Below are 20,570 nucleotides of genomic sequence, written 5' to 3'. Positions count from 1 at the left end.
CTCCTCGCTGGTTTTTTCCATCTTTTAAATTCTTTGAAAATATGCTATACTATTGGTTGAAAGAAGAGGTTGGAAAATGGTAAAACGAGATTTTATTGCAGGGATTATTTTAGCAACGCTGATTTTTATTGGTTTTATTTTGCTGAGAATTTTTGTGCTTGCTCCATATATTGTTTCTGAATCAGAATCCAATGCATTTATGCATCATGACGACTACCTCATGATTTCAAAAATCAGTCAACCCGATTATAAAGATTTTGTGGTTTATACTGTAGATGAGAAAAAATATTTGGGGCGTGTTGTCGCAAAGGAAAATGATAGTGCTATTTATATGGATGATATTTTTTACCTTAATAATGTTGTCGAAAGTGACTCTTATATTGATAGTTTAAAAGCAGACTTTCAGGTGCAACATCCAGACACTTTATTTACAGATGATTTTACTCTTTCTAGTTTGACGCAGTCTGATATATCAACGATACCTAAAGGTTCCTATCTTGTCCTTAATGATAATCGACAAAATAAGTCAGACTCACGTCAATTTGGATTGATTACAGATCAACAAATAGAAGGGGTGGTAGCTTTTCGGATTCTTCCGCTTAGTCAATTTGGTTTTCTGACAACTGAATAAGTTTACTAACTCAGGAATTACCTGAGTTTTTTGATAGCTAAAATTAGACTATACCAATTTTTTCATTGACAAGCTAAAGATATAGTTTTATACTATAAAAGTCAAGTTTTGGTGAATTTAATTGAGTTATACCAATTCTTAAATAATACTTAAAGGAAAAGGGTAATAAATACCCAGGTAAAATTATGTGTGGAATCGTCGGAGTTGTCGGTAATAAAAATGCAACAGATATTTTGATGCAGGGACTGGAAAAGTTAGAGTACCGTGGCTATGATTCGGCTGGTATTTATGTTAGTGAGGGAGCAAGCAAAGGTCGTTTAATTAAATCCGTTGGTCGTATTGCGGACCTCCGTTCAAAGCTAGGGATTGATGTAGCGGGTTCAACAGGAATTGGTCATACACGCTGGGCAACTCATGGGCCTGCCTCTGAAAGCAATGCCCATCCTCACACTTCTGAGACTGCACGCTTTGTTCTTGTTCACAACGGTGTGATTGAAAACTATCTTCAAATTAAAGAGGAGTACCTGTCCGCTCATACCTTCAGGGGCCAAACTGATACTGAGATCGCAGTTCATTTGGTTGGTCAATTTGTTGAGGAAGGATTATCAGTTCTTGAGGCATTCAAAAAAGCCCTTCACATCATTGAAGGTTCATACGCTTTTGCCTTGGTTGATTCTGAAAATCCAGATACCATTTATGTTGCTAAAAACAAGTCTCCACTCTTGATTGGGGTCGGTGACGGCTATAATATGGTTTGTTCGGATGCCATGGCCATGATTCGTGAAACCAGCGAGTTCATGGAAATCCACGACAAGGAATTGGTTGTCTTGACTAAAGACAGTATTTCGGTTTCTGATTACGATGGAAATGCTCTTGAGCGCGAGACATATACCGCTGAGCTTGACCTTTCTGATATCGGTAAGGGAACTTACCCATACTACATGCTCAAAGAAATCGATGAGCAACCAACTGTTATGCGTAAGTTGATTTCTGCATATACTGATGAAGCAGGGCAAATCACTGTTGATGATGCTATCGTTAAGGCTGTTCAAAATGCAGATCGTATTTATATTTTGGCTGCAGGAACATCTTACCACGCAGGGTTTGCGTCAAAAGATTTTCTTGAAAAATTGACAGATACACCAGTTGAACTTGGTATTTCATCAGAATGGGGCTATAACATGCCTCTCTTGAGTAAAAATCCTTTGTTTATCATGATTAGTCAATCGGGTGAAACTGCTGACAGCCGTCAGGTTCTCGTGAAGGCCAATGAGATGGGCATCCCAACACTTACTGTAACTAACGTACCTGGTTCTACGCTCTCACGTGAGGCTACTCACACGATGCTCCTTCATGCAGGTCCAGAGATTGCGGTTGCTTCTACCAAGGCTTATACAGCGCAGATTGCAACTTTAGCAATCTTGGCCAAGGCTGTCGGTGATGCAAATGGTAATAGCAAAGCAGCTGAGTTTGATTTGGTTCGTGAATTGTCCTTGGTAGCACAGTCTATCGAAGCGACACTGTCAGAAAAAGACTTGATTAAAGAAAAAGTTGAGCAGTTACTTGAAACAACTCGCAATGCCTTCTATATCGGTCGTGGTAATGACTACTATGTGGCTATGGAAGCATCTCTCAAGCTGAAAGAAATTTCTTACATCCAATGTGAAGGATTTGCGGCAGGTGAGTTGAAGCACGGTACTATTTCCCTTATCGAAGAAGGAGTACCTGTATTGGCCTTGATTTCTAACAATGAAGTTTTGGCATCACACACGCGAGGAAATATTCAAGAAGTTTCAGCGCGTGGTGCCAATGTTTTGACCATTGTTGATGAAGCTATTGCACGTGAAGATGACGATATCCGTGTGAGGACTGTTCATCCATTCCTATCTTCAATCGCCATGGTTATCCCGACCCAACTGATTGCTTACTATGCTACACTACAACGTGGACTTGATGTGGATAAACCACGTAACCTTGCCAAATCTGTAACCGTTGAATAATAATAATAATAATAATAATAAGTAGGCTTTGACCTACTTTTTGTCTGACTTGCCAAAGTCAAGAATCTATCGTAGAATAGAAGAACTGAAAAAGGAGAGAAACTTATGTTACCGAATTGTTTACAATGCCAATCAGAATACGTCTACCAAGATGGCAGTTTGTTAATCTGTCCCATGTGTGCTTTTGAATGGAATCCAGATGAGGTCAGTGAAGAAGTAGCTGGACCTGTTGCTATTGACGCAAATGGCAATCGCTTGGCAGATGGTGACACTGTAACCCTAATTAAAGACCTCAAGGTGAAGGGAGCACCTAAGGACCTTAAGCAAGGGACACGGGTGAAAAACATTCGTATCGTCGAAGGCGACCACAATATTGACTGTAAAATTGATGGTTTTGGGGCTATGAAACTTAAGTCTGAATTTGTAAAAAAGATCTAGAAATATTTTCATATTTGTTAGAACAAAACATTTACTTTATCGTTGAAACGACAACTGAAGGTGGCTTTTGATTAAATCAATTTTTGTATTGGAATGAAACTAAAGTTAATGTTTGTACCAAGACGATTCATAGTAAAAAATCTCTCCATTTTAAAATCTTGAAATGGAGAGATTTTTTGAATGCTTATTTAACGAACATAGCATCTCCAAAGCTGAAGAAGCGGTAGCGTTCGTCAACGGCATGCTTGTAGGCTTCAAGGACGAATTCCCGCCCTGCAAAGGCCGATACTAGCATGACCAAGGTTGATTTAGGCAGGTGGAAGTTGGTCGAAAAGGCATCGACAACTTTGAAGGTATAGCCAGGCTTGATGAAGATATTGGTCCACCCGGAATCAGCTTGGAGTGTGCCGTCGTATTTATTACCAATGGTTTCAAGAGTACGGATGGAAGTTGTCCCGACAGCGACAATCCGACCGCCGTCTGCCTTGACTTGGTTTAAAATTTGAGCTGCCTCCTCACTTAGCGTATAGAACTCAGAATGCATTTCATGGTCGTCTACGCTGTCAACGGAAACAGGACGGAAGGTTCCTAGACCGACATGGAGGGTCAGATAAACCAGTTTAACACCTTTGGCCTCGATAGCATTTAGAAGCTCAGGTGTGAAGTGGAGGCCAGCTGTAGGTGCAGCAGCTGAGCCATTTTCCTTAGCATAAACAGTCTGGTAGCGTTCGCGGTCATCCAACTTTTCGTGGATATAGGGTGGCAAGGGCATCTCACCTAGACTTTCTAGGACTTCAAGAAAAATTCCATCGTAGCTAAACTCCACGATTCGACCACCGTGTTCCCGCTCTTCGATAATGGTAGCCGTCAAACGGCCGTCACCGAAGGAAACCTCAGTACCAACCTTGAGCCGCTTGGCAGGCTTAGCCAGAACTTCCCATTGGTCACCTTGGGTATTCTTAAGGAGAAGAAACTCGACACGACCATGGGTGTCGGGCTTTTCTCCGTAGAGTCGAGCTGGTAGGACACGGGTATTGTTCATGACTAAGGCATCACCAGGATTAAGTTCATCGATGATATGGTCGAAATGGCTATCCACCATAGTCTGGTTTTCATGGTCAATGATCAGTAGCTTGGAGGCATCGCGTTGCTCCAGCGGCGTTTGGGCAATCAATTCTTCGGGTAAATAAAAGTCAAAATCGTTAGTATTCATAAGATATTAGCAAATTAATGCGATCCTTTCTTGAAGTTTGGGTAAAACGTAGCAGCATTTAGTTGTTCATGAATTTTTAAGTCTGCCTATGTCAAGGGTCTAAAATTGGGAAAATCAATTCAATGTTGGAGTGAAAAAGAAGTGTGACTTGCCTGGTTTAATTCCTCACGGTGATATTAAATAGACTAATAAGTCATCCTTTGGAACTAATATTAATCGAGGACTATTATACCATGTTGGCATAAATTTTTAAAATTGATACCTTTTAATTTTCAGTTTTTAAAAAAACTTTCATTCATAAAATAATTTGAATATACAAATAAAGATTAGAAAAATATAGTGTCGAAAGAAGGATTTAGAAGTCAAATTATTAGGAAATAATTCAATATATTGGAAAATGATTATGTAAATAGCGTTTTAAGAGCTTGTTATAAGAGGATTTTTAAAATTTTTAAATTATAGGTTTAAAAATATGTTAGAAAAAGCTAAAATAGTTGCAAAAATACTTTATTTTCTGAAATAAATAGAGTATACTACTAATTAGGGTTTTAATTTAGAAAGGGGAGATTAGTTAATAAAGAGAGAGAACATGAAATATTGGAAGAATATCATTAAACTATTTAGTTTTTTATCTGTAGTGACGATTGTCATGGGTAATTTTAATAGTTTTGTACCGGTTAATGCTTCTGAGGTAACCAATTACTCTCAAAGCACAGTAGTGACTCATAGTAAGACAGGTACAAATTTATCATCTGATACAAGTTCAACGGTGGTCAATGCTTATGAGACACTTGCTGTTTTAAGCACCATCAGTTTTCCAGATGATCAGGTGATTAATTCAGGTGATACCTACACCATGACCATTCCGGAGCAATTTAGATTTCCCGGAGCAATTGCTGACTTTGAAGTAAAAACCCCTGCTGGTACTGTAGTTGGAACTGCCCATGTAAATGTAGCAACAACACCAAATACGGTTACAGTAACATTTACAGATCAGTTTGCTAAGGTTCCTGAAAACAGGAAAATGGTTTTGGAGTTTGATCTTATCGCCAATAATAATGTACTGAATGCTAATGATGTTGTTACTACAACACTTGGTAGTACACCTGTAAGTTTCACTTATGGTGGATCAGTTGGTAGTCCAATTGATCAATATACTTTTAAATACTCTTATCCTGATTCTACAGACCCAGATACAATTCACTGGGTAGCGATTATTAATGGGGTTCAAGATCCTATTCGTAATATGGTAATCAAGGATAGCTTGAGTGCTGGTCAAACCTACAATCAAGATTCTATGCGTTTCCTTCGTCTAGCAATTTTGGAAAATGATCCTGTTGACACAGAAGGCGAAGCTGGAACTCGTGAAGTCATTGATAATCATAAATCAGAGGTTGTTTATAGTGATGACAATACCTCATTTACGTTTACGGACACCTTGAACCGTATTAACACCATTAATGAGAAAGACTATGGATTCGCTTATTACATCACTTATACAACACATATTGACCGTACAGTTGCTGGCAGTTTAACAAAATTCACTAATACGATTTCAGTTGCAGGTGACAACATGCCAGAACGTTCTCGTACAGCATCTTACACTGATAAATCTGGGCGTGGTTCAGCATCTTCTGAAAAGTCAGAAAACGTTGTCCTGAAAGCGACTAAAACGGTTACTGGTGATAAGACAACTGTGGAAGCGGGACAATTTATGTTTGACTTGTATGATGCCAATGATTTAACCACACCGATTCAGACAAAAACGAATGGGGCAGATGGCTCAATTACTTTTGATGTTATTAAATATTCAGCTGCGGGAACTTATAACTATGTTATTAAGGAAAAAATCCCGTCTGAGTCGGAACGTCTTGAAGGCTATACCTATGCAACAAACGAAGTTCCGGTTACCGTAACAGTTACTCAAGAAGCTGATGGTGTTTACATGGGTACCGTTGCCTATGGAGAGACTGCGGTCTTCGAAAATGTCTACACTGCACCGGTAACTACAACGACTTCAACAACGTCTACGACGACAGAAGCACCAACGACGTCACCAACGACTTCAACAACGTCTACGACGACAGAAGCACCAACGACTTCAACAACGTCTACGACGACAGAAGCAACAACAACGTCAACAACAACTGAGTCCACAACTCCAACAACCGAGTCTACGACACCAACAACTGAGTCCACAACTCCAACAACCGAGTCTACGACACCAACAACGGAGTCCACAACTCCAACAACCGAGTCTACGACACCAACGACGGAGTCCACAACTCCAACAACCGAGTCTACGACACCAACGACGGAGTCTACAACTCCAACGACCGAGTCTACAACTCCAACGACGGAGTCTACAACTCCAACGACCGAGTCTACGACAGCAACGACGGAGTCTACAACTCCAACGACCGAGTCTACGACACCAACGACCGAGTCTACGACAGCAACGACGGAGTCCACAACTCCAACGACGGAGTCCACAACTCCAACGACGGAGTCTACAACTCCAACGACCGAGTCTACGACACCAACGACGGAGTCTACAACTCCAACGACCGAGTCCACGCCTCCAACGACGGAGTCTACAACTCCAACGACCGAGTCTACGACAGCAACGACGGAGTCCACAACTCCAACGACGGAGTCTACAACTCCAACGACGACAGAAGTAGGTCCAAGTGAAACCTCATCGACAGTAGATACTACATCAATGACCTCTGAGGTTCCAACTGAATCGGCGACAACATCTTCAACCAAAAAAGATAATGGCAATAAACGTCGTTTACCTTCAACTGGAGAAGCAGCTGGTACAGGTTTAGTAGTTATTGGCTTAGCAATTTTAGGCTATGTTGTTTATAGACTCAAAAAGAAAAAATAAACCTTACTTCTAAATTAAAAATCCTTCTCATTATATAATCTATATAATGGATTAGGGGAGCCTCAGGCTCTCCCTTTTTGTTTAACTAAAGAGCTCACTATTTTTTTGTGGGAATTACAAAAAATACAGCAAATTTATTATAAAGGTTTGAGAATGAAAATTTAACCATATGATATAGTCGAATGAAGAGCTTTGAGACAAAGGAAAACAAGGTTTATAAAAAAGTTTTTCAGAGTTTACATTTTTAAAGTGAGCAAATCTAGCAAAATAACAATTATCAATGATTGTACTCTCAGAAGCCTGATTTTCTTCACTTATTTTGCTTGCGAGAATAATTTTTAAATTACTCATTTCATTCAAGAAAAAAAGAAAGAATTCTCTTGACAAAAATTGGTCTATACCATATAATGAAATTATAAATGGTCTATACCAAACGGGGGTAAATACATGAAAATCTTTACAGTAAAAACACCAGGAGAAGGCGCTAAAATTGCTCTTGATATTTTGACAGAGAAGGTAGCAGCGGGAGCAAAGACCTTGGGACTCGCAACAGGGTCATCACCAGTAGAATTTTATCAGGCTATTGTGGCTAGCGACCTGGACTTTTCTGAGATGACGAGTGTCAACCTAGATGAGTATGCTGGGATTGATGCGGACAATCCACAGTCTTATCGTTATTTCATGAATCAGCACCTCTTCCAATATAAGCCATTCAAGGCCAGCTACTTCCCTGATGGTGAAGGCTTAGATGAAAATGGCAATCTTTGGGGTTACGAGAAGATTATTGATGAAAATCCTGTCGATGTGCAAATTCTAGGGATTGGGCGCAATGGCCACATCGGATTCAATGAGCCTGGTACTCCTTTTGACTCTGTGACGCATCTTGTTGATCTGGCTGAGGATACGATTGAAGCTAATGCTCGTTTCTTTGCTAGTATCGATGAGGTACCTAGACAGGCTTACTCCATGGGGATTTCTAGTATCTTGAAGGCAAAGACTATCATTCTCTTTGCCTACGGTGAAGCCAAAGCAGATGCTATTGCCAAGACAGTCCATGGTCCTGTGACTAATGAGGTAACCAGCACTAGTCTGCAAAACCATCCAGAGGTTTACATTATTGCTGATGAAGCAGCGACAAGCCTCCTTTAATATCGCTCTCCTAAAGCACGACTCAGACAACTGGGTCGTTTTTTCCTGTTTTACGAATGATTAAGAAGAAGTAGAAAGGAGGAGTGTCTATGCTTACAGCGCTGGATAAAAAGGGACGAAAGATAAGCCTGCTTGGTGATGCCTTACCCAGCAAGCAGGAATTTTCTTGTCCTGGTTGTGGGCAGGCCTTGATATTACGGAAGGGAAGTCGCTATCGGCCTCATTTTGCCCATACGAGTTTAGCGACCTGTACCTATCATTTTGAGAATGAGTCTGCTGAGCATTTAGGTTTAAAAGCAGCCCTCTATCGAACTCTATCAGAAACAGAGGAAGTTCAGATAGAAGCGGTTTTGCCTGAGTTACAGCAGATTGCAGATCTCTTGGTCAATGGTCAGTTGGCTTTAGAAGTGCAATGTAGCCCCCTGTCGATTGAACGCTTGCGTGAGCGAACTGAGGCTTATCACGACCATGGATTTCAAGTCCTTTGGATGCTGGGTAAAAAGCTTTGGTTGGACCAGCGATTGACGCAGTTGCAACGGGATTTTCTCTATTTTTCAAGGAACGTTGGTTTTTACCTTTGGGAATTAGATGTTCTAAAAAGAGAGGTAAGGCTACAGTACTTGATTCATGAAGACCTTAGGGGGAGACTTCACTATCTGACTAAGACCTTTTCATTGGACCAGTTGAGTTTGGGTGACCTCCGTTTTCCCTACCAGCAACAGAGGGTCCAACCCTTTAAGGTAAAGCAGGACCAGCAAATTGTAGTCTATGCGCGTCAGCAGTTGTTCTATCGCCATCCCAAATGGCTGAGCTGGCAGGCAAAAGTCTATGAACAAGGAGATAATCTCTTGACCTGGACGGTCAGGAATTTCTCTCCTCAGCTTAATTGGCCTAGATCAGACCAGGGCTTTGCCCAGGTTAAAGAAGATTTGGCTGACTATTATCGGGCCTTTGATCAGTTTTATAGGCAGGATAAACCAGGCGTTTACCAGACCCTCTACCCACCAGCCTTTCTCCTCAAGCAAGTCAATCAGGTATAACAAAAGAGCCAGTGGAATTGCTGGCTCATCTTGCTTTTGAAAGGAAATTTTTAAGGATGAGTTCATTATAGACTGGTTTGGGCAGAGAAACATCGGTCTTGAGGCCTATTTTTAGGAAAATTTGCTGTTTTATTGGAGTTACTGTGAACTGAGTTTGTAAAATGACTGCTCTGCTATTTTTCATAGGAAAAAAGCGCTTAATATGATAAAATAGGAGCAAGTATATGTGAAAAGAGGATTATTTATGTCAGAAAATCGTAGTCATTTAGAGGAAAAGTACACTTGGGATCTGACGACCATCTTTCCAACAGATGAGGTTTGGGAGGCTGAATATGAAGCCTTGAATCTCGCCTTGGATGATGCGCGTGTCTACCAAGGTCATCTCCTGGACTCAGCCCAGTCGCTTAAGGATATCACTGATGCGCAGATGGACCTGATGCGCCGTATCGAGAAGTTCTATGTTTATGCTTCTATGAAGCATGATGAGGACACAACGGTTGCTAAGTATCAGGAGTTTGACGCGAAGGCAACGTCAGTTTACGCCAAATTTTCAGAAGTCTTTGCCTTCTATGAGCCAGAGTTTATGGCCTTGACTCAAGAGCAATTAGAAACTTATTATGCTGAGGCTACTGGTTTAGACCTTTATCGTCATAACTTCGAACGTCTCATGCAGCAGAAGGCCCATGTCCTTTCTAAAGCAGAAGAGGAACTTTTGGCAGGAGCTTCTGAAATCTTTGGCTCAGCGGGGGAAACGTTCTCAATCTTGGACAATGCGGACATCCGTTTCCCATTTGTTCCAGATGGCAAGGGCGATGTGATTGAATTAACGCACGGGAATTATATCAGTCTCATGGAAAACAAGGACCGCGAGGTTCGTCGCGAAGCCTATGAAGCCATGTACAGCACTTATGAGCAGTTCCAGCATACCTATGCTAAGACCCTACAGACTAACGTCAAAGTTCATAATTTTAAGGCCAAGGCTCGCAAGTATAGCTCTGCTCGTGAGGCTGCTCTATCCGCTAACTTTGTACCAGAAGTAGTTTACGATACCTTGGTAGCTAGCGTTCACAAGCATTTGCCACTCTTGCACCGTTATGTTAAGCTCCGCAAGGAGATTCTTGGCTTGGATGACCTCAAAATGTACGATATGTACACACCTTTGTCTGAGACAGACTTGGCCTTTACCTATGATGAGGCTTTGGAAAAAGCTGAGCAGGTCTTGGCGATTTTCGGTGAGGATTATGCGGCGCGTGTTCATGAAGCCTTTACCCAGCGTTGGATTGATGTTCATGTTAGCAAGGGTAAACGCTCTGGAGCCTACTCAGGTGGTGCTTATGACACCAATGCCTTCATGCTCTTGAACTGGCAGGATACGCTGGACAATCTCTACACCTTGGTTCATGAGACTGGTCATTCCATGCATTCGAGCTATACCCGTTCTAGCCAACCTTATCCGTATGGAGATTATCCAATTTTCTTGGCGGAGATTGCCTCAACAACCAATGAAAATATCTTGACAGAGACCTTACTTCAGGAAGTAGAAGATGACAAGGTCCGCTTTGCCATTCTCAACAACTACTTGGACGGCTTCCGTGGAACCATCTTCCGTCAAACCCAGTTTGCTGAGTTTGAAGATGCCATCCACAAGGCAGACCAGGAAGGTCAAGTCTTGACCAGCGAGTTTCTCAATGACCTCTATGCAGATCTCAATGAGAAATATTACGGCCTGTCTAAAGATGACAATGAATTCATCCAGTATGAATGGGCACGGATTCCGCATTTCTACTATAATTACTATGTTTTCCAATATTCAACTGGTTTTGCGGCGGCGAATTTCTTGGCTGAACGTATCGTCAATGGAACGCAAGAGGACAAGGACAAGTATCTAGACTACCTCAAGGCTGGTAGCTCAGACTATCCACTTAATGTCATTGCTAAAGCAGGAGTTGACATGACCTCAACAGACTATCTCGATGCAGCCTTTGACGTCTTTGAAAAACGCTTGATTGAACTTGAAGAATTGGTCGCTAAAGGAGCGCATTTGTAAGCAGCTTTAGACTAGTCTATTCGTGTATGATACAAAAAGTCCCGAAAGGGATTTTTTGATAAGGAGAAAACATGGAAATTAGAACTCTGGAGAGAAGTGATGAAGCCACCTTTCGAGCGATGGAAGCTCTGCTATTGGCAGAAAAAGAAGCTGGCAATCACTTAATCGAAACAAGTCTTGTCAAGGACTTTGAGAGGCATTGCCAAAAATTGAAGCGTCAGGAAACTGAAATGGCTGATCCAAATTGGTCGACGGTGACGACTTATTTTGCCTTTCTTGATGGTGAGATGGTAGGTAAGGTTTCTTGTCGTTGGGAGTTGGATAAGGGGGACTTAGCGACGGTTGGTGGCCATATTGGCTATGTGACGTCGCCTAAGTTCCGTCGTCGTGGCGTCATGAAAGAAATGCTGGACTTTGCCTTTGACCGCTACCGTGAGCGAGGCATTACTCGGATTTTTATCACGGCCTTAGAAGAAAATGTGCCTAGTCGAAGGACGATTGAGAGCGTAGGTGGAGTTTTACAGGATATTATTGAAGTTGAAGATGGAAATCAGCTAGCCCGTTACTGGGTAGAGATAGGAGAAGAATAAGATGGCTAAACCAATCTTTGTTTGGGATTTTGATGGGACCTTGGTGGAGTCCTATGCAGCGATTATGGAAGTCTTGGAACTGATTTATGCTGATTATGGATGGGATTTTGATGCTGAATCTGTCAGCCGGATTATTTTGCAGACGTCTATTGGTCAGTTGCTAGATTCTAAGGCGACCGAGTATGGCTTAGACGCTAAATCGCTAAAGGCCCGTTTCATGGCAGAGCAGGAAGCACGAGATGATCAAATTGTCTTGATGCCAGATGCCAAGCGGGTCTTGGAAGAAACAAGGGCCCAAGGGATTAAGCATTTTATCTACACTCATAAGGGGGCAACAACTGGGGCAGTGTTAGAACGTTTGGGAATAGCTCAATATTTCACCGAGGTAGTGACCGCAGCAGATGGCTTTGCCCGAAAGCCTGCTCCTGATGCCATGGATTACTTGGTTGAAAAATATGGTTTGGACAGGCAACAGGTTTATTATATTGGAGATCGCCCTCTTGATAGAGACTTTGCAGTCAATTCAGGTGTTCAGAGCATCAACCTAGTGCTACCAGATGGACCTGAGAATATTCATATTGACAGTCTTTCTGCAATCACAGCTCTGCCATTTTTCCAAGAAATATGATAAAATAGGCTCCATGGTTGAATCATATAGTAAAAATGCAAATCACAACATGCGTCGGCCTGTTGTTAAAGAAGAAGTAGTGGCTTTTATGCGCCGGGAGCAAAAGCAGGTTTCGGGTGGTCTTAAGGAATTGGAAGACTTTGCCCGCCAGGAGAATATTCCCATCATTCCTCATGAGACGGTGGCCTATTTCCGCCTTCTTATGGAGACTATGCAACCCAAGTCTATCTTAGAAATTGGAACGGCAATTGGATTTTCAGCTCTCCTCATGGCTGAGCATGCTCCTGATGCAAAGATAGTGACTTTGGACCGGAATCCTGAGATGATTGGCTTTGCCAAGGAAAACTTTGCCAAGTATGATACACGTCAGCAGATTACCTTGGTTGAAGGGGATGCGATAGATACCTTGTCAACCTTGGAAGAGATCTTTGACTTTGTCTTTATGGACTCTGCCAAGTCCAAGTACATCGTTTTCTTACCTGAGGTTTTAAAGCGGGTATCGGTCGGTGGTGTCATCATTATGGATGATATTTTTCAGGGAGGCGATATTGCGGTCCCTATTACGGAGGTAAGGCGGAGCAACCGAACCATTTATCGGGGGCTTCAACGTTTGTTCAATGCAGTCTTAAATCATCCAGACTTGACGGCAAGTCTAGTCCCACTCGGTGATGGATTGCTGATGATTCACAAAAATGCGGAAAATATTGTACTGCCAGATTAAGCAAGTTTTAAGCTTTTGTGGTATAATGATAAAGTTAATGTCAAATCCAGACATTATTAATGCAATTAAAAAAATAAACAGCATGTTACTCGATAGCATGATAAGGAGTTTTATTCATGAAAAAACGTTTTGCAGCAGGGCTTGTAACCCTCCTTTCAGTAGCAACCTTGGCAGCTTGTTCAACTTCATCAAACAGTAGTATTGTCACGATGAAAGGTGATTCAATCACTATCAATGATTTTTATGATGAAGTTAAATCATCATCAACTTCTCAACAGTCTATGCTTAGCTTGATTCTTTCAAAAGTTTTGGAAGCAAAATATGGTAAGGACGTAACGGATAAAGAAGTTACTGCTAAGTACGATGAGACTGCTAAACAATACGGTGACTACTTTGAAACAGCTCTTTCACAAGCTGGCTTGACTGAGGAGTCATATAAGAAAGAAGTTCGTCGTAGCTTGCTTTTGGAGCATGCTGTTACAGTAGCTGCTGAAAAAGAACTGACTGATGATGTCTATAAAGAACTTTATGAGTCATACACACCAGAAGTGACTGCACAAGTTATCGAAGTTTCTGATCAAGAGACAGCTAACTCTGTTCTTGCAGAGGTTAAGGCTGAGGGTGCTGATTTCAAGAAAATCGCAGAGGAAAAATCATCTTCAGATACAGTTGAGTATACTTTTGATTCCTCTTCAACAGATTTACCGACAGATGTCATGAATCCAGCTTTCAAACTTGATAAAGATGCAATTTCAGATGTGATTTCAGTAACGTCTTCATCTAGTTATACGACAACATACTACATTGTTAAAGTAACCAATAAGACTGAGAAAGATTCAGATTGGAAGACCTACAAAAAACAACTTAAGACAATTTACTTGAATGAGAAGAAAAATGATTCAAGTTACATCAATACTGTTTTGGGTGATATCTTGAAAGCCGCTAATGTGAAGATTAAGGATGATGCCTTTGCAGATGTTCTTGCTTCATACGGACTTGGTGCAGATGCGACAACGACAACTGCAGAAACAACAACTACAACAGCGGATTCAACTACTGCAGCTACCGATGCAACAACAGTTGCTGAAACAACTAGCGCTGAATAAGTTGACGCTAATCTAAAAAGACAGTATAATAAACCTATCAAGAATGGATTGTTAAGGAAAGTCCCAGAAAAATGGCGGTTGCTGCGAGCCAAACGGACCTGATAATCTTGCTACTTGTGTGAATAGTGAGAATAATAATGAAGAATGACGCGTTCATTGAATAGAGGTGGTACCGCGATTTAGTCGCCCTCTGTACAGTGGAAGTGTCATTTTTTTAGGTAGAGTGAGGTGGATTATGGTGAAAATCTATCAACTTAAACAACGCCTTCGTCTAGGTGGTGAGCGGTTTGATATCAAAAATGAAGAGGGTCAGGTAGACTACCAGGTTGAAGGCTCCTTCTTATCGATTCCCAAGACATTTACTGTCTATGATGGCCAGGGTCAAACTGTCAGCGTGATTACTAAGGAAATTCTGACTTGGCTACCTCGTTTCGAGGTCAAGATGGTCCATGGACAGAGCTTCTCACTTAAAAAGAAGTTAACCTTTTTAAAGGACAGGTATGAATTTGAAAACTTGGGTTTAACTGTGGTGGGAGATATCTGGGATTGGAATTTTTCCTTATTAGACCAATTTGGTCAAACAGTTGCAGAAATTACCAAGGAATTTTTTCACTTGACCTCAACCTATCAATTAACGATTTATCAAGAAAGCTATGCGGACTTGGTCATTTCTCTTGCTGTCGCTATCGACTATGTCGAGATGCTAGAAAGCCGTCAATCATAAATTTAATCAATTAATTTAGGAGAAAAATATGAAACAATTATCATCTGCACAAATTCGTCAAATGTGGCTGGATTTCTGGCAATCAAAGGGACACTCTGTTGAACCATCTGCTAACCTGGTTCCAGTTAATGACCCGACTCTTCTCTGGATCAACTCCGGTGTTGCTACCCTGAAAAAATACTTTGACGGCTCTGTCATCCCTGAAAACCCACGGATTACCAATGCCCAAAAGTCAATCCGGACCAATGACATCGAAAACGTCGGAAAAACAGCCCGTCACCATACCATGTTTGAGATGCTGGGGAACTTCTCTATCGGAGATTATTTCCGCGATGAAGCCATCGAGTGGGGCTTTGAACTCTTGACCAGCCCAGAGTGGTTCGATTTTCCAAAAGACAAGCTCTACATGACCTATTATCCAGCAGATACGGATTCTTACAACCGTTGGATTGCTTTGGGTGTGGAGCCAAGTCACTTGATTCCAATTGAAGACAACTTCTGGGAAATCGGAGCGGGACCTTCAGGACCGGACACTGAGATTTTCTTCGACCGTGGAGAAGACTTTGACCCTGAGAATATCGGTATCCGTCTCTTGGCAGAAGACATCGAAAACGACCGTTATATCGAGATTTGGAACATCGTCCTGTCGCAATTTAACGCAGACCCTGCGGTGCCACGCAGTGAGTACAAGGAGTTGCCAAACAAAAACATTGATACGGGTGCAGGTTTGGAGCGTCTGGCTGCTGTCATGCAAGGGGCTAAGACCAACTTTGAAACTGACCTCTTCATGCCGATTATCCGTGAAGTTGAAAAATTATCTGGCAAGCCTTATGACCAAGATGGCGATAACATGAGTTTCAAGGTCATCGCTGACCACATCCGCGCGCTCAGCTTTGCTATCGGAGACGGTGCCCTTCCTGGAAATGAAGGTCGTGGCTATGTCCTTCGTCGCCTTCTCCGTCGTGCGGTCATGCACGGCCGTCGTCTGGGTATCAATGAGCCATTCTTGTACAAGTTGGTTCCAACTGTTGGCCAAATCATGGAAAGCTACTATCCAGAAGTCCTTGAAAAACGGGACTTTATCGAGAAGATTGTCAAGCGAGAAGAAGAAACTTTTGCCCGCACCATCGACTCAGGTTCCGTTCACTTGGACCAATTGTTGGCCAACCTCAAGTCAGAAGGCAAGGATACCTTGGACGGTCAGTCTATCTTTAAACTCTATGATACCTATGGTTTCCCAGTTGAATTGACCGAGGAAATGGCTGAGGATGCAGGATTCAAGATTGATCATGACGGCTTTAAGGCAGCCATGAAAGAACAACAGGACCGGGCGCGTGCCGCAGTAGTCAAGGGTGGCTCTATGGGCATGCAAAATGAAACCCTGGCAGGTATCACAGAAGAATCACGCTTTGACTACGGCTCAGACACCTTGGATGCCAAACTCTCTGTTATCATCGTGGACAATGAACGTTCTGAAATGGTGTCAGAAGGACAGGCACTCCTTGTCTTTGACCAAACGCCATTCTACGCTGAAATGGGTGGTCAGGTCGCTGACCACGGTGTCGTGAAAAATAGTAAAGGAGATACCGTTGCCTGTGTGACAGACGTTCAAAAAGCACCAAACGGCCAACCGCTCCATACGGTAGACGTTTTGGCGAGCCTGGCACTGGGTGAAACCTATACCCTTGCCATTGACAAGAGACGACGTCTGTCTGTAGAGAAAAACCACACAGCGACCCATTTGCTCCATGCTGCTCTGCACAACATTATCGGTGAGCATGCGACCCAGGCTGGTTCTCTCAATGAAGCTGGTTTCTTGCGCTTTGACTTTACCCACTTCGAAGCGGTAACAGCTGAGGAACTTCGTCGCATCGAAGAGCAAGTCAACGAGAAAATCTGGGAAGCTATTCCAGTTGAGACCGTTGAAACCGATGTCGATACAGCCAAGGAAATGGGAGCAATGGCCCTCTTTGGCGAAAAATATGGAAAAGTGGTTCGCGTCGTGACAGTCGGTGACTACTCGGTTGAACTGTGTGGTGGTACCCACGTGGCCAACACAGCTGAAATTGGTGTTTTCAAGATTGTCAAGGAAGAAGGGATCGGTTCTGGAACCCGTCGTATCTTAGCGGTAACCGGACGTGAAGCCTTCCTGGCCTACCGTGAAGAAGAAGAAGCTCTGAAAGCTATCGCAGCAACCCTCAAAGCGCCTCAGCTTAAGGAAGTGCCAAACAAGGTCGCTGCTTTGAACGATCAGCTCCGTGACCTCCAAAAAGAAAATGCCAGCCTCAAAGAAAAAGCAGCTGCAGCTGCAGCTGGTGATGTCTTCAAGGATGTTAAGGAAGCAAATGGTCTTCGCTATATTGCAAGTCAAGTAGACGTGGCAGACGCAGGTGCCCTGCGGACCTTTGCGGATAACTGGAAACAGGCAGACTACTCAGACGTCCTCGTTCTTGTGGCAGCTATTGGAGACAAGGTCAACCTCCTTGTTGCCAGCAAGTCTGACAAAGCCCATGCAGGTAACATCGTCAAGGCCCTTGCCCCAATCATCGCAGGTCGTGGTGGTGGTAAACCAGACATGGCCATGGCAGGTGGTAGCGATACTGCTGGGATTCCAGCCCTCTTGGCAGCTGTAGCGGAAGAACTGTAATTTTGACGAACAACCAGATTTGTTCTGGTTGTTTTTGGTTTTATTTCGTCAGTAATTTTCTCTTCTTATTGAATTTTTATTCATATTTTGACAAAAATACTTTGAAATGTGATATTATAGTAAAGTTGGCTTGTTTTAAACGTCTCAATTATTCATCAATATTGTCTCATCATAAAGTTTCCATTCTTTCTTAGGTTAACTTTCGTTTAAAATCTCTACATAATAGAGTTGAAGTACCGAAATCTGATAGAGATAATTGTTAAGATGATATTTTTTTACTAAAATTTTTATATGATATGGGGAGAAATTCGTGTCTATCTTTAGATTAAAGAATACTAGTATTCATCAAGCAAAATTAAAACGACATTTAAAGGTTTCTGATCTTGTTTTCTTAGGTCTCGGTTCCATGGTTGGGACTGGTATTTTCACGGTGACAGGTATCGGAGCAGCACAATATGCTGGACCAGCCTTGATGATTTCGATTTTAATTTCAGCTCTTGCTGTCGGCATTTTTGCTTTATTTTATGCTGAGTTTGCTTCTCGAATTCCAGCCAACGGCGGAGCTTATAGCTATATTTACGCAACATTGGGAGAGTTTCCGGCTTGGATTGCGGGTTGGTTAACTATACTAGAATTTGTGACGGCAATTAGCAGTGTTGCATCTGGTTGGGGAGGATATTTAAAAGGCTTACTTGAAACCTACGGTTTCGTTTTGCCAAATGTTATTAATGGTCCATTTGATCTTTCCAAGGGACAAATCGTTGATATCTTACCAGTCTTAGTAATGGTTTTGGTAACTGCTTTAGTTTTATTAGATTCTCGGAAAGCTCTGCGGTTTAATAGTACCTTGGTGGTCTTGAAATTTTCAGCCCTAGCTCTCTTTGTTATTCTTGGTTTATTTTTTCTTAAACCACAGAATTGGAGTGATTTTGCTCCTTTTGGTTTAGGAAGTCCAGTTGGAGGCCAATCAGGTATTTTGGCGGGTGCTTCACTGATGTTCTTTGCTTTTCTAGGATTTGAATCAATTTCAATGACAGTTGACGAAGTTACAGAACCACAAAAAAATATTCCAAAAGGTATCGCCATATCCTTATTGATTGTCACGGGAATTTATATTTTAGTGACCTTTGTCTTAACGGGAGTGATTCATTATACTAAACTTAATGTGTCTGATGCGGTTGCTTTTGCTTTAAGGTCTATAGGCTTGAACTGGGCTGCAGGCTATGTTTCGGTTGTTGCCATTCTAACTTTAATTACGGTTTGTATCTCAATGACTTTTGCCCTAGCTAGAACTGTTTATAGTATCAGTCGGGATGGTTTAATGCCCCAATTTCTTAGCCATGTTAATCCCAAAACAGGAGTTCCCAAAAATGCAACTATTGTTGTAGGTGTACTGGCTATGTTCTTTTCAGGGATTATTCCACTGTCGAGTCTTGCGGAATTTGTTAATATTACGACATTGGGTTACTTAATTTTAATGTCTATTGGAATATTAATGCTTAGGAAGCAGCGTGGTAATCCTAAAAATGGTCAGTTTAAAGTGCCTTTTGTTCCTTTTTTACCTATTTTAGCAATTCTTATTTGTCTAATGTTTATGACACAATACAAAACCATAACCTGGATTGTGTTTATAGGAGCTTTAATTATTGGCACCTTAATTTATAGTTTTTATGGTTACCGTCATTCGACAATTGATTCTAAATAACATACAGAGATTGGATTTTTGCCAGTCTCTTTTGTTTTAGTTTTTAGTGAGTAAAGTCGAAGTGAGTTAATATAAACAACTATAATAATCTGAGTTGATATAAAAAATATCTGCTTTGTCTTGAAATTATCCTAAAATCTTGTTATGATAAGGAAAAAGGAGAAACGCTTATGAAGAAAATTATGATTTCATTGGCTCTTGTTACTTGTGTGACCTTGACAGCTTGTTCATCTAAGGAAAGCAGCAAAGAGTCTACAACAACAACTACAACGAGTAAAGTTGTATCAACTACAACACAAAGTTCAGCTTCTAGCCAATCAACAGGTACTTATACTGTAAGTGTTGAAGGTGTGAATATGCGTAGTGAAGCTAGTTTAGATGGTGAGATTCTCTTCGTTTTTGCTGAAGGAGAAGAAGTTGAAGTAACTGGTTTTACTACTGGTGATGCTTTTGAAGGATCAAACAAATGGGCAGAGGTTTCATATGATGGCCAAAAAGGTTATATCTGGGCTGAAGCTTTGAGTAATAAAACTTCAGCTAGCTCATCTACAGCTGATGAAACAACACAAACAACTGAAGCAACAACAGCTTCAGAAGAAGAAGTAGAATAAAAAAAGTTGAACAGACTGCTAAGTCTGTTCAACTTTTTTTGTTGGCTCTATAATTTCTGTAGTGGGTAACTCCCCTGCAGAGATTATGGAGCCTTTTTGAGTATAGAAAAAGTCCCATATGACCTATAATGAAAAGCGATAAAACAACTCATTAGAAAGACTCATATGGAACAGTTCAATTTTATCACAAACCTACTCGGAATAAAAGACCCTAATATCTCGATTTCAGACTATATCGATGCTGGAAGTCACAAGGAAGTCATCGCTAAGCTGGACTACCCTGCCCCAAAATGCCAACATTGCCAAGAACAGATGACCAAGTACGACTTCCAGAAACCATCCAAAATACCCTACCTGGACTGTGCTGGCTATAAAACCCTGATTCGTTTAAGGAAGCGCCGTTTCCGCTGTCCTAATTGCGGAAAAATGA

17 protein-coding genes are annotated in these 20,570 nt (G+C 41.7%); 16 read left to right on the top strand and 1 reads right to left on the bottom strand.

Annotation, left to right across the window (positions count from 1 at the left end; genetic code table 11):
• The first annotated feature begins 76 nt into the window (after positions 1–76).
• The 3 genes from lepB (at position 77) to ACFORF_RS04855 (ending at position 3,069) form a co-directional block, all read left to right on the top strand.
• Positions 77–631, top strand: a complete 555-nt coding sequence (lepB, locus tag ACFORF_RS04865) for a signal peptidase I (protein ID WP_380426018.1) — start codon at positions 77–79, stop codon at positions 629–631.
• A gap of 185 nt (positions 632–816) precedes the next feature.
• On the top strand, positions 817–2,631 hold the full coding sequence (gene glmS, locus ACFORF_RS04860) for a glutamine--fructose-6-phosphate transaminase (isomerizing) (protein WP_380426016.1): 1,815 nt from the start codon (positions 817–819) through the stop codon (positions 2,629–2,631).
• Positions 2,632–2,736: 105 nt separating this feature from the next.
• A complete protein-coding gene (locus tag ACFORF_RS04855) occupies positions 2,737–3,069 on the top strand; it encodes a zinc ribbon domain-containing protein YjdM (RefSeq protein ID WP_380426014.1) in 333 nt (110 codons plus the stop codon).
• A 184-nt stretch (positions 3,070–3,253) separates the two neighbouring features.
• Here ACFORF_RS04855 and queA read toward each other — a convergent pair whose 3' ends face one another.
• The gene (queA, locus tag ACFORF_RS04850; RefSeq protein ID WP_380426012.1) at positions 3,254–4,282 is read right to left on the bottom strand and encodes a tRNA preQ1(34) S-adenosylmethionine ribosyltransferase-isomerase QueA; all 1,029 of its coding nucleotides are present in this window, start codon (positions 4,280–4,282) and stop codon (positions 3,254–3,256) included.
• A gap of 589 nt (positions 4,283–4,871) precedes the next feature.
• Here queA and ACFORF_RS04845 point away from each other — a divergent pair.
• From ACFORF_RS04845 to ACFORF_RS04785, 13 genes are all read left to right on the top strand, one after another.
• The gene (locus tag ACFORF_RS04845) at positions 4,872–7,172 is read left to right on the top strand and encodes a collagen binding domain-containing protein (RefSeq protein ID WP_380426010.1); all 2,301 of its coding nucleotides are present in this window, start codon (positions 4,872–4,874) and stop codon (positions 7,170–7,172) included.
• 447 nt (positions 7,173–7,619) lie between these two features.
• Positions 7,620–8,321, top strand: a complete 702-nt coding sequence (locus tag ACFORF_RS04840) for a glucosamine-6-phosphate deaminase (protein WP_380426008.1) — start codon at positions 7,620–7,622, stop codon at positions 8,319–8,321.
• Between the two features lie 89 nt (positions 8,322–8,410).
• Positions 8,411–9,361, top strand: coding sequence for a competence protein CoiA (locus ACFORF_RS04835; protein WP_380426006.1), 951 nt, complete (start codon positions 8,411–8,413; stop codon positions 9,359–9,361).
• Between the two features lie 244 nt (positions 9,362–9,605).
• Positions 9,606–11,408 (top strand): oligoendopeptidase F, encoded by a 1,803-nt coding sequence (gene pepF / locus ACFORF_RS04830; protein WP_380426005.1) that lies wholly within the window; start codon positions 9,606–9,608, stop codon positions 11,406–11,408.
• Positions 11,409–11,479: 71 nt separating this feature from the next.
• Positions 11,480–11,998, top strand: a complete 519-nt coding sequence (locus tag ACFORF_RS04825; protein ID WP_380426003.1) for a GNAT family N-acetyltransferase — start codon at positions 11,480–11,482, stop codon at positions 11,996–11,998.
• A 1-nt stretch (position 11,999) separates the two neighbouring features.
• Entirely contained in the window at positions 12,000–12,626 is a 627-nt protein-coding gene (locus ACFORF_RS04820; RefSeq protein ID WP_380426001.1) for an HAD-IA family hydrolase, read from the top strand.
• A gap of 13 nt (positions 12,627–12,639) precedes the next feature.
• The gene (locus ACFORF_RS04815) at positions 12,640–13,347 is read left to right on the top strand and encodes an O-methyltransferase (protein ID WP_380425999.1); all 708 of its coding nucleotides are present in this window, start codon (positions 12,640–12,642) and stop codon (positions 13,345–13,347) included.
• A gap of 116 nt (positions 13,348–13,463) precedes the next feature.
• The gene (locus ACFORF_RS04810; RefSeq protein ID WP_380425997.1) at positions 13,464–14,453 is read left to right on the top strand and encodes a peptidyl-prolyl cis-trans isomerase; all 990 of its coding nucleotides are present in this window, start codon (positions 13,464–13,466) and stop codon (positions 14,451–14,453) included.
• A 238-nt stretch (positions 14,454–14,691) separates the two neighbouring features.
• A complete protein-coding gene (locus ACFORF_RS04805; protein WP_380425995.1) occupies positions 14,692–15,177 on the top strand; it encodes an LURP-one-related/scramblase family protein in 486 nt (161 codons plus the stop codon).
• A 28-nt stretch (positions 15,178–15,205) separates the two neighbouring features.
• Entirely contained in the window at positions 15,206–17,824 is a 2,619-nt protein-coding gene (gene alaS / locus ACFORF_RS04800) for an alanine--tRNA ligase (RefSeq protein WP_380425993.1), read from the top strand.
• A gap of 310 nt (positions 17,825–18,134) precedes the next feature.
• On the top strand, positions 18,135–19,529 hold the full coding sequence (locus tag ACFORF_RS04795; protein WP_380425991.1) for an amino acid permease: 1,395 nt from the start codon (positions 18,135–18,137) through the stop codon (positions 19,527–19,529).
• Between the two features lie 170 nt (positions 19,530–19,699).
• Positions 19,700–20,140, top strand: a complete 441-nt coding sequence (locus ACFORF_RS04790; protein WP_380425990.1) for an SH3 domain-containing protein — start codon at positions 19,700–19,702, stop codon at positions 20,138–20,140.
• A gap of 165 nt (positions 20,141–20,305) precedes the next feature.
• Positions 20,306–20,570 (top strand): transposase family protein (locus ACFORF_RS04785; RefSeq protein WP_380425988.1); only part of this gene is annotated, 265 nt, incomplete at its 3' end.

Source organism: Streptococcus caprae (genome assembly GCF_042649745.1).
Lineage (GTDB): Bacteria > Bacillota > Bacilli > Lactobacillales > Streptococcaceae > Streptococcus > Streptococcus caprae.
Note: the sequence above shows the minus strand (reverse complement) of the source record. Positions and strands in the feature narration are given on the sequence as shown.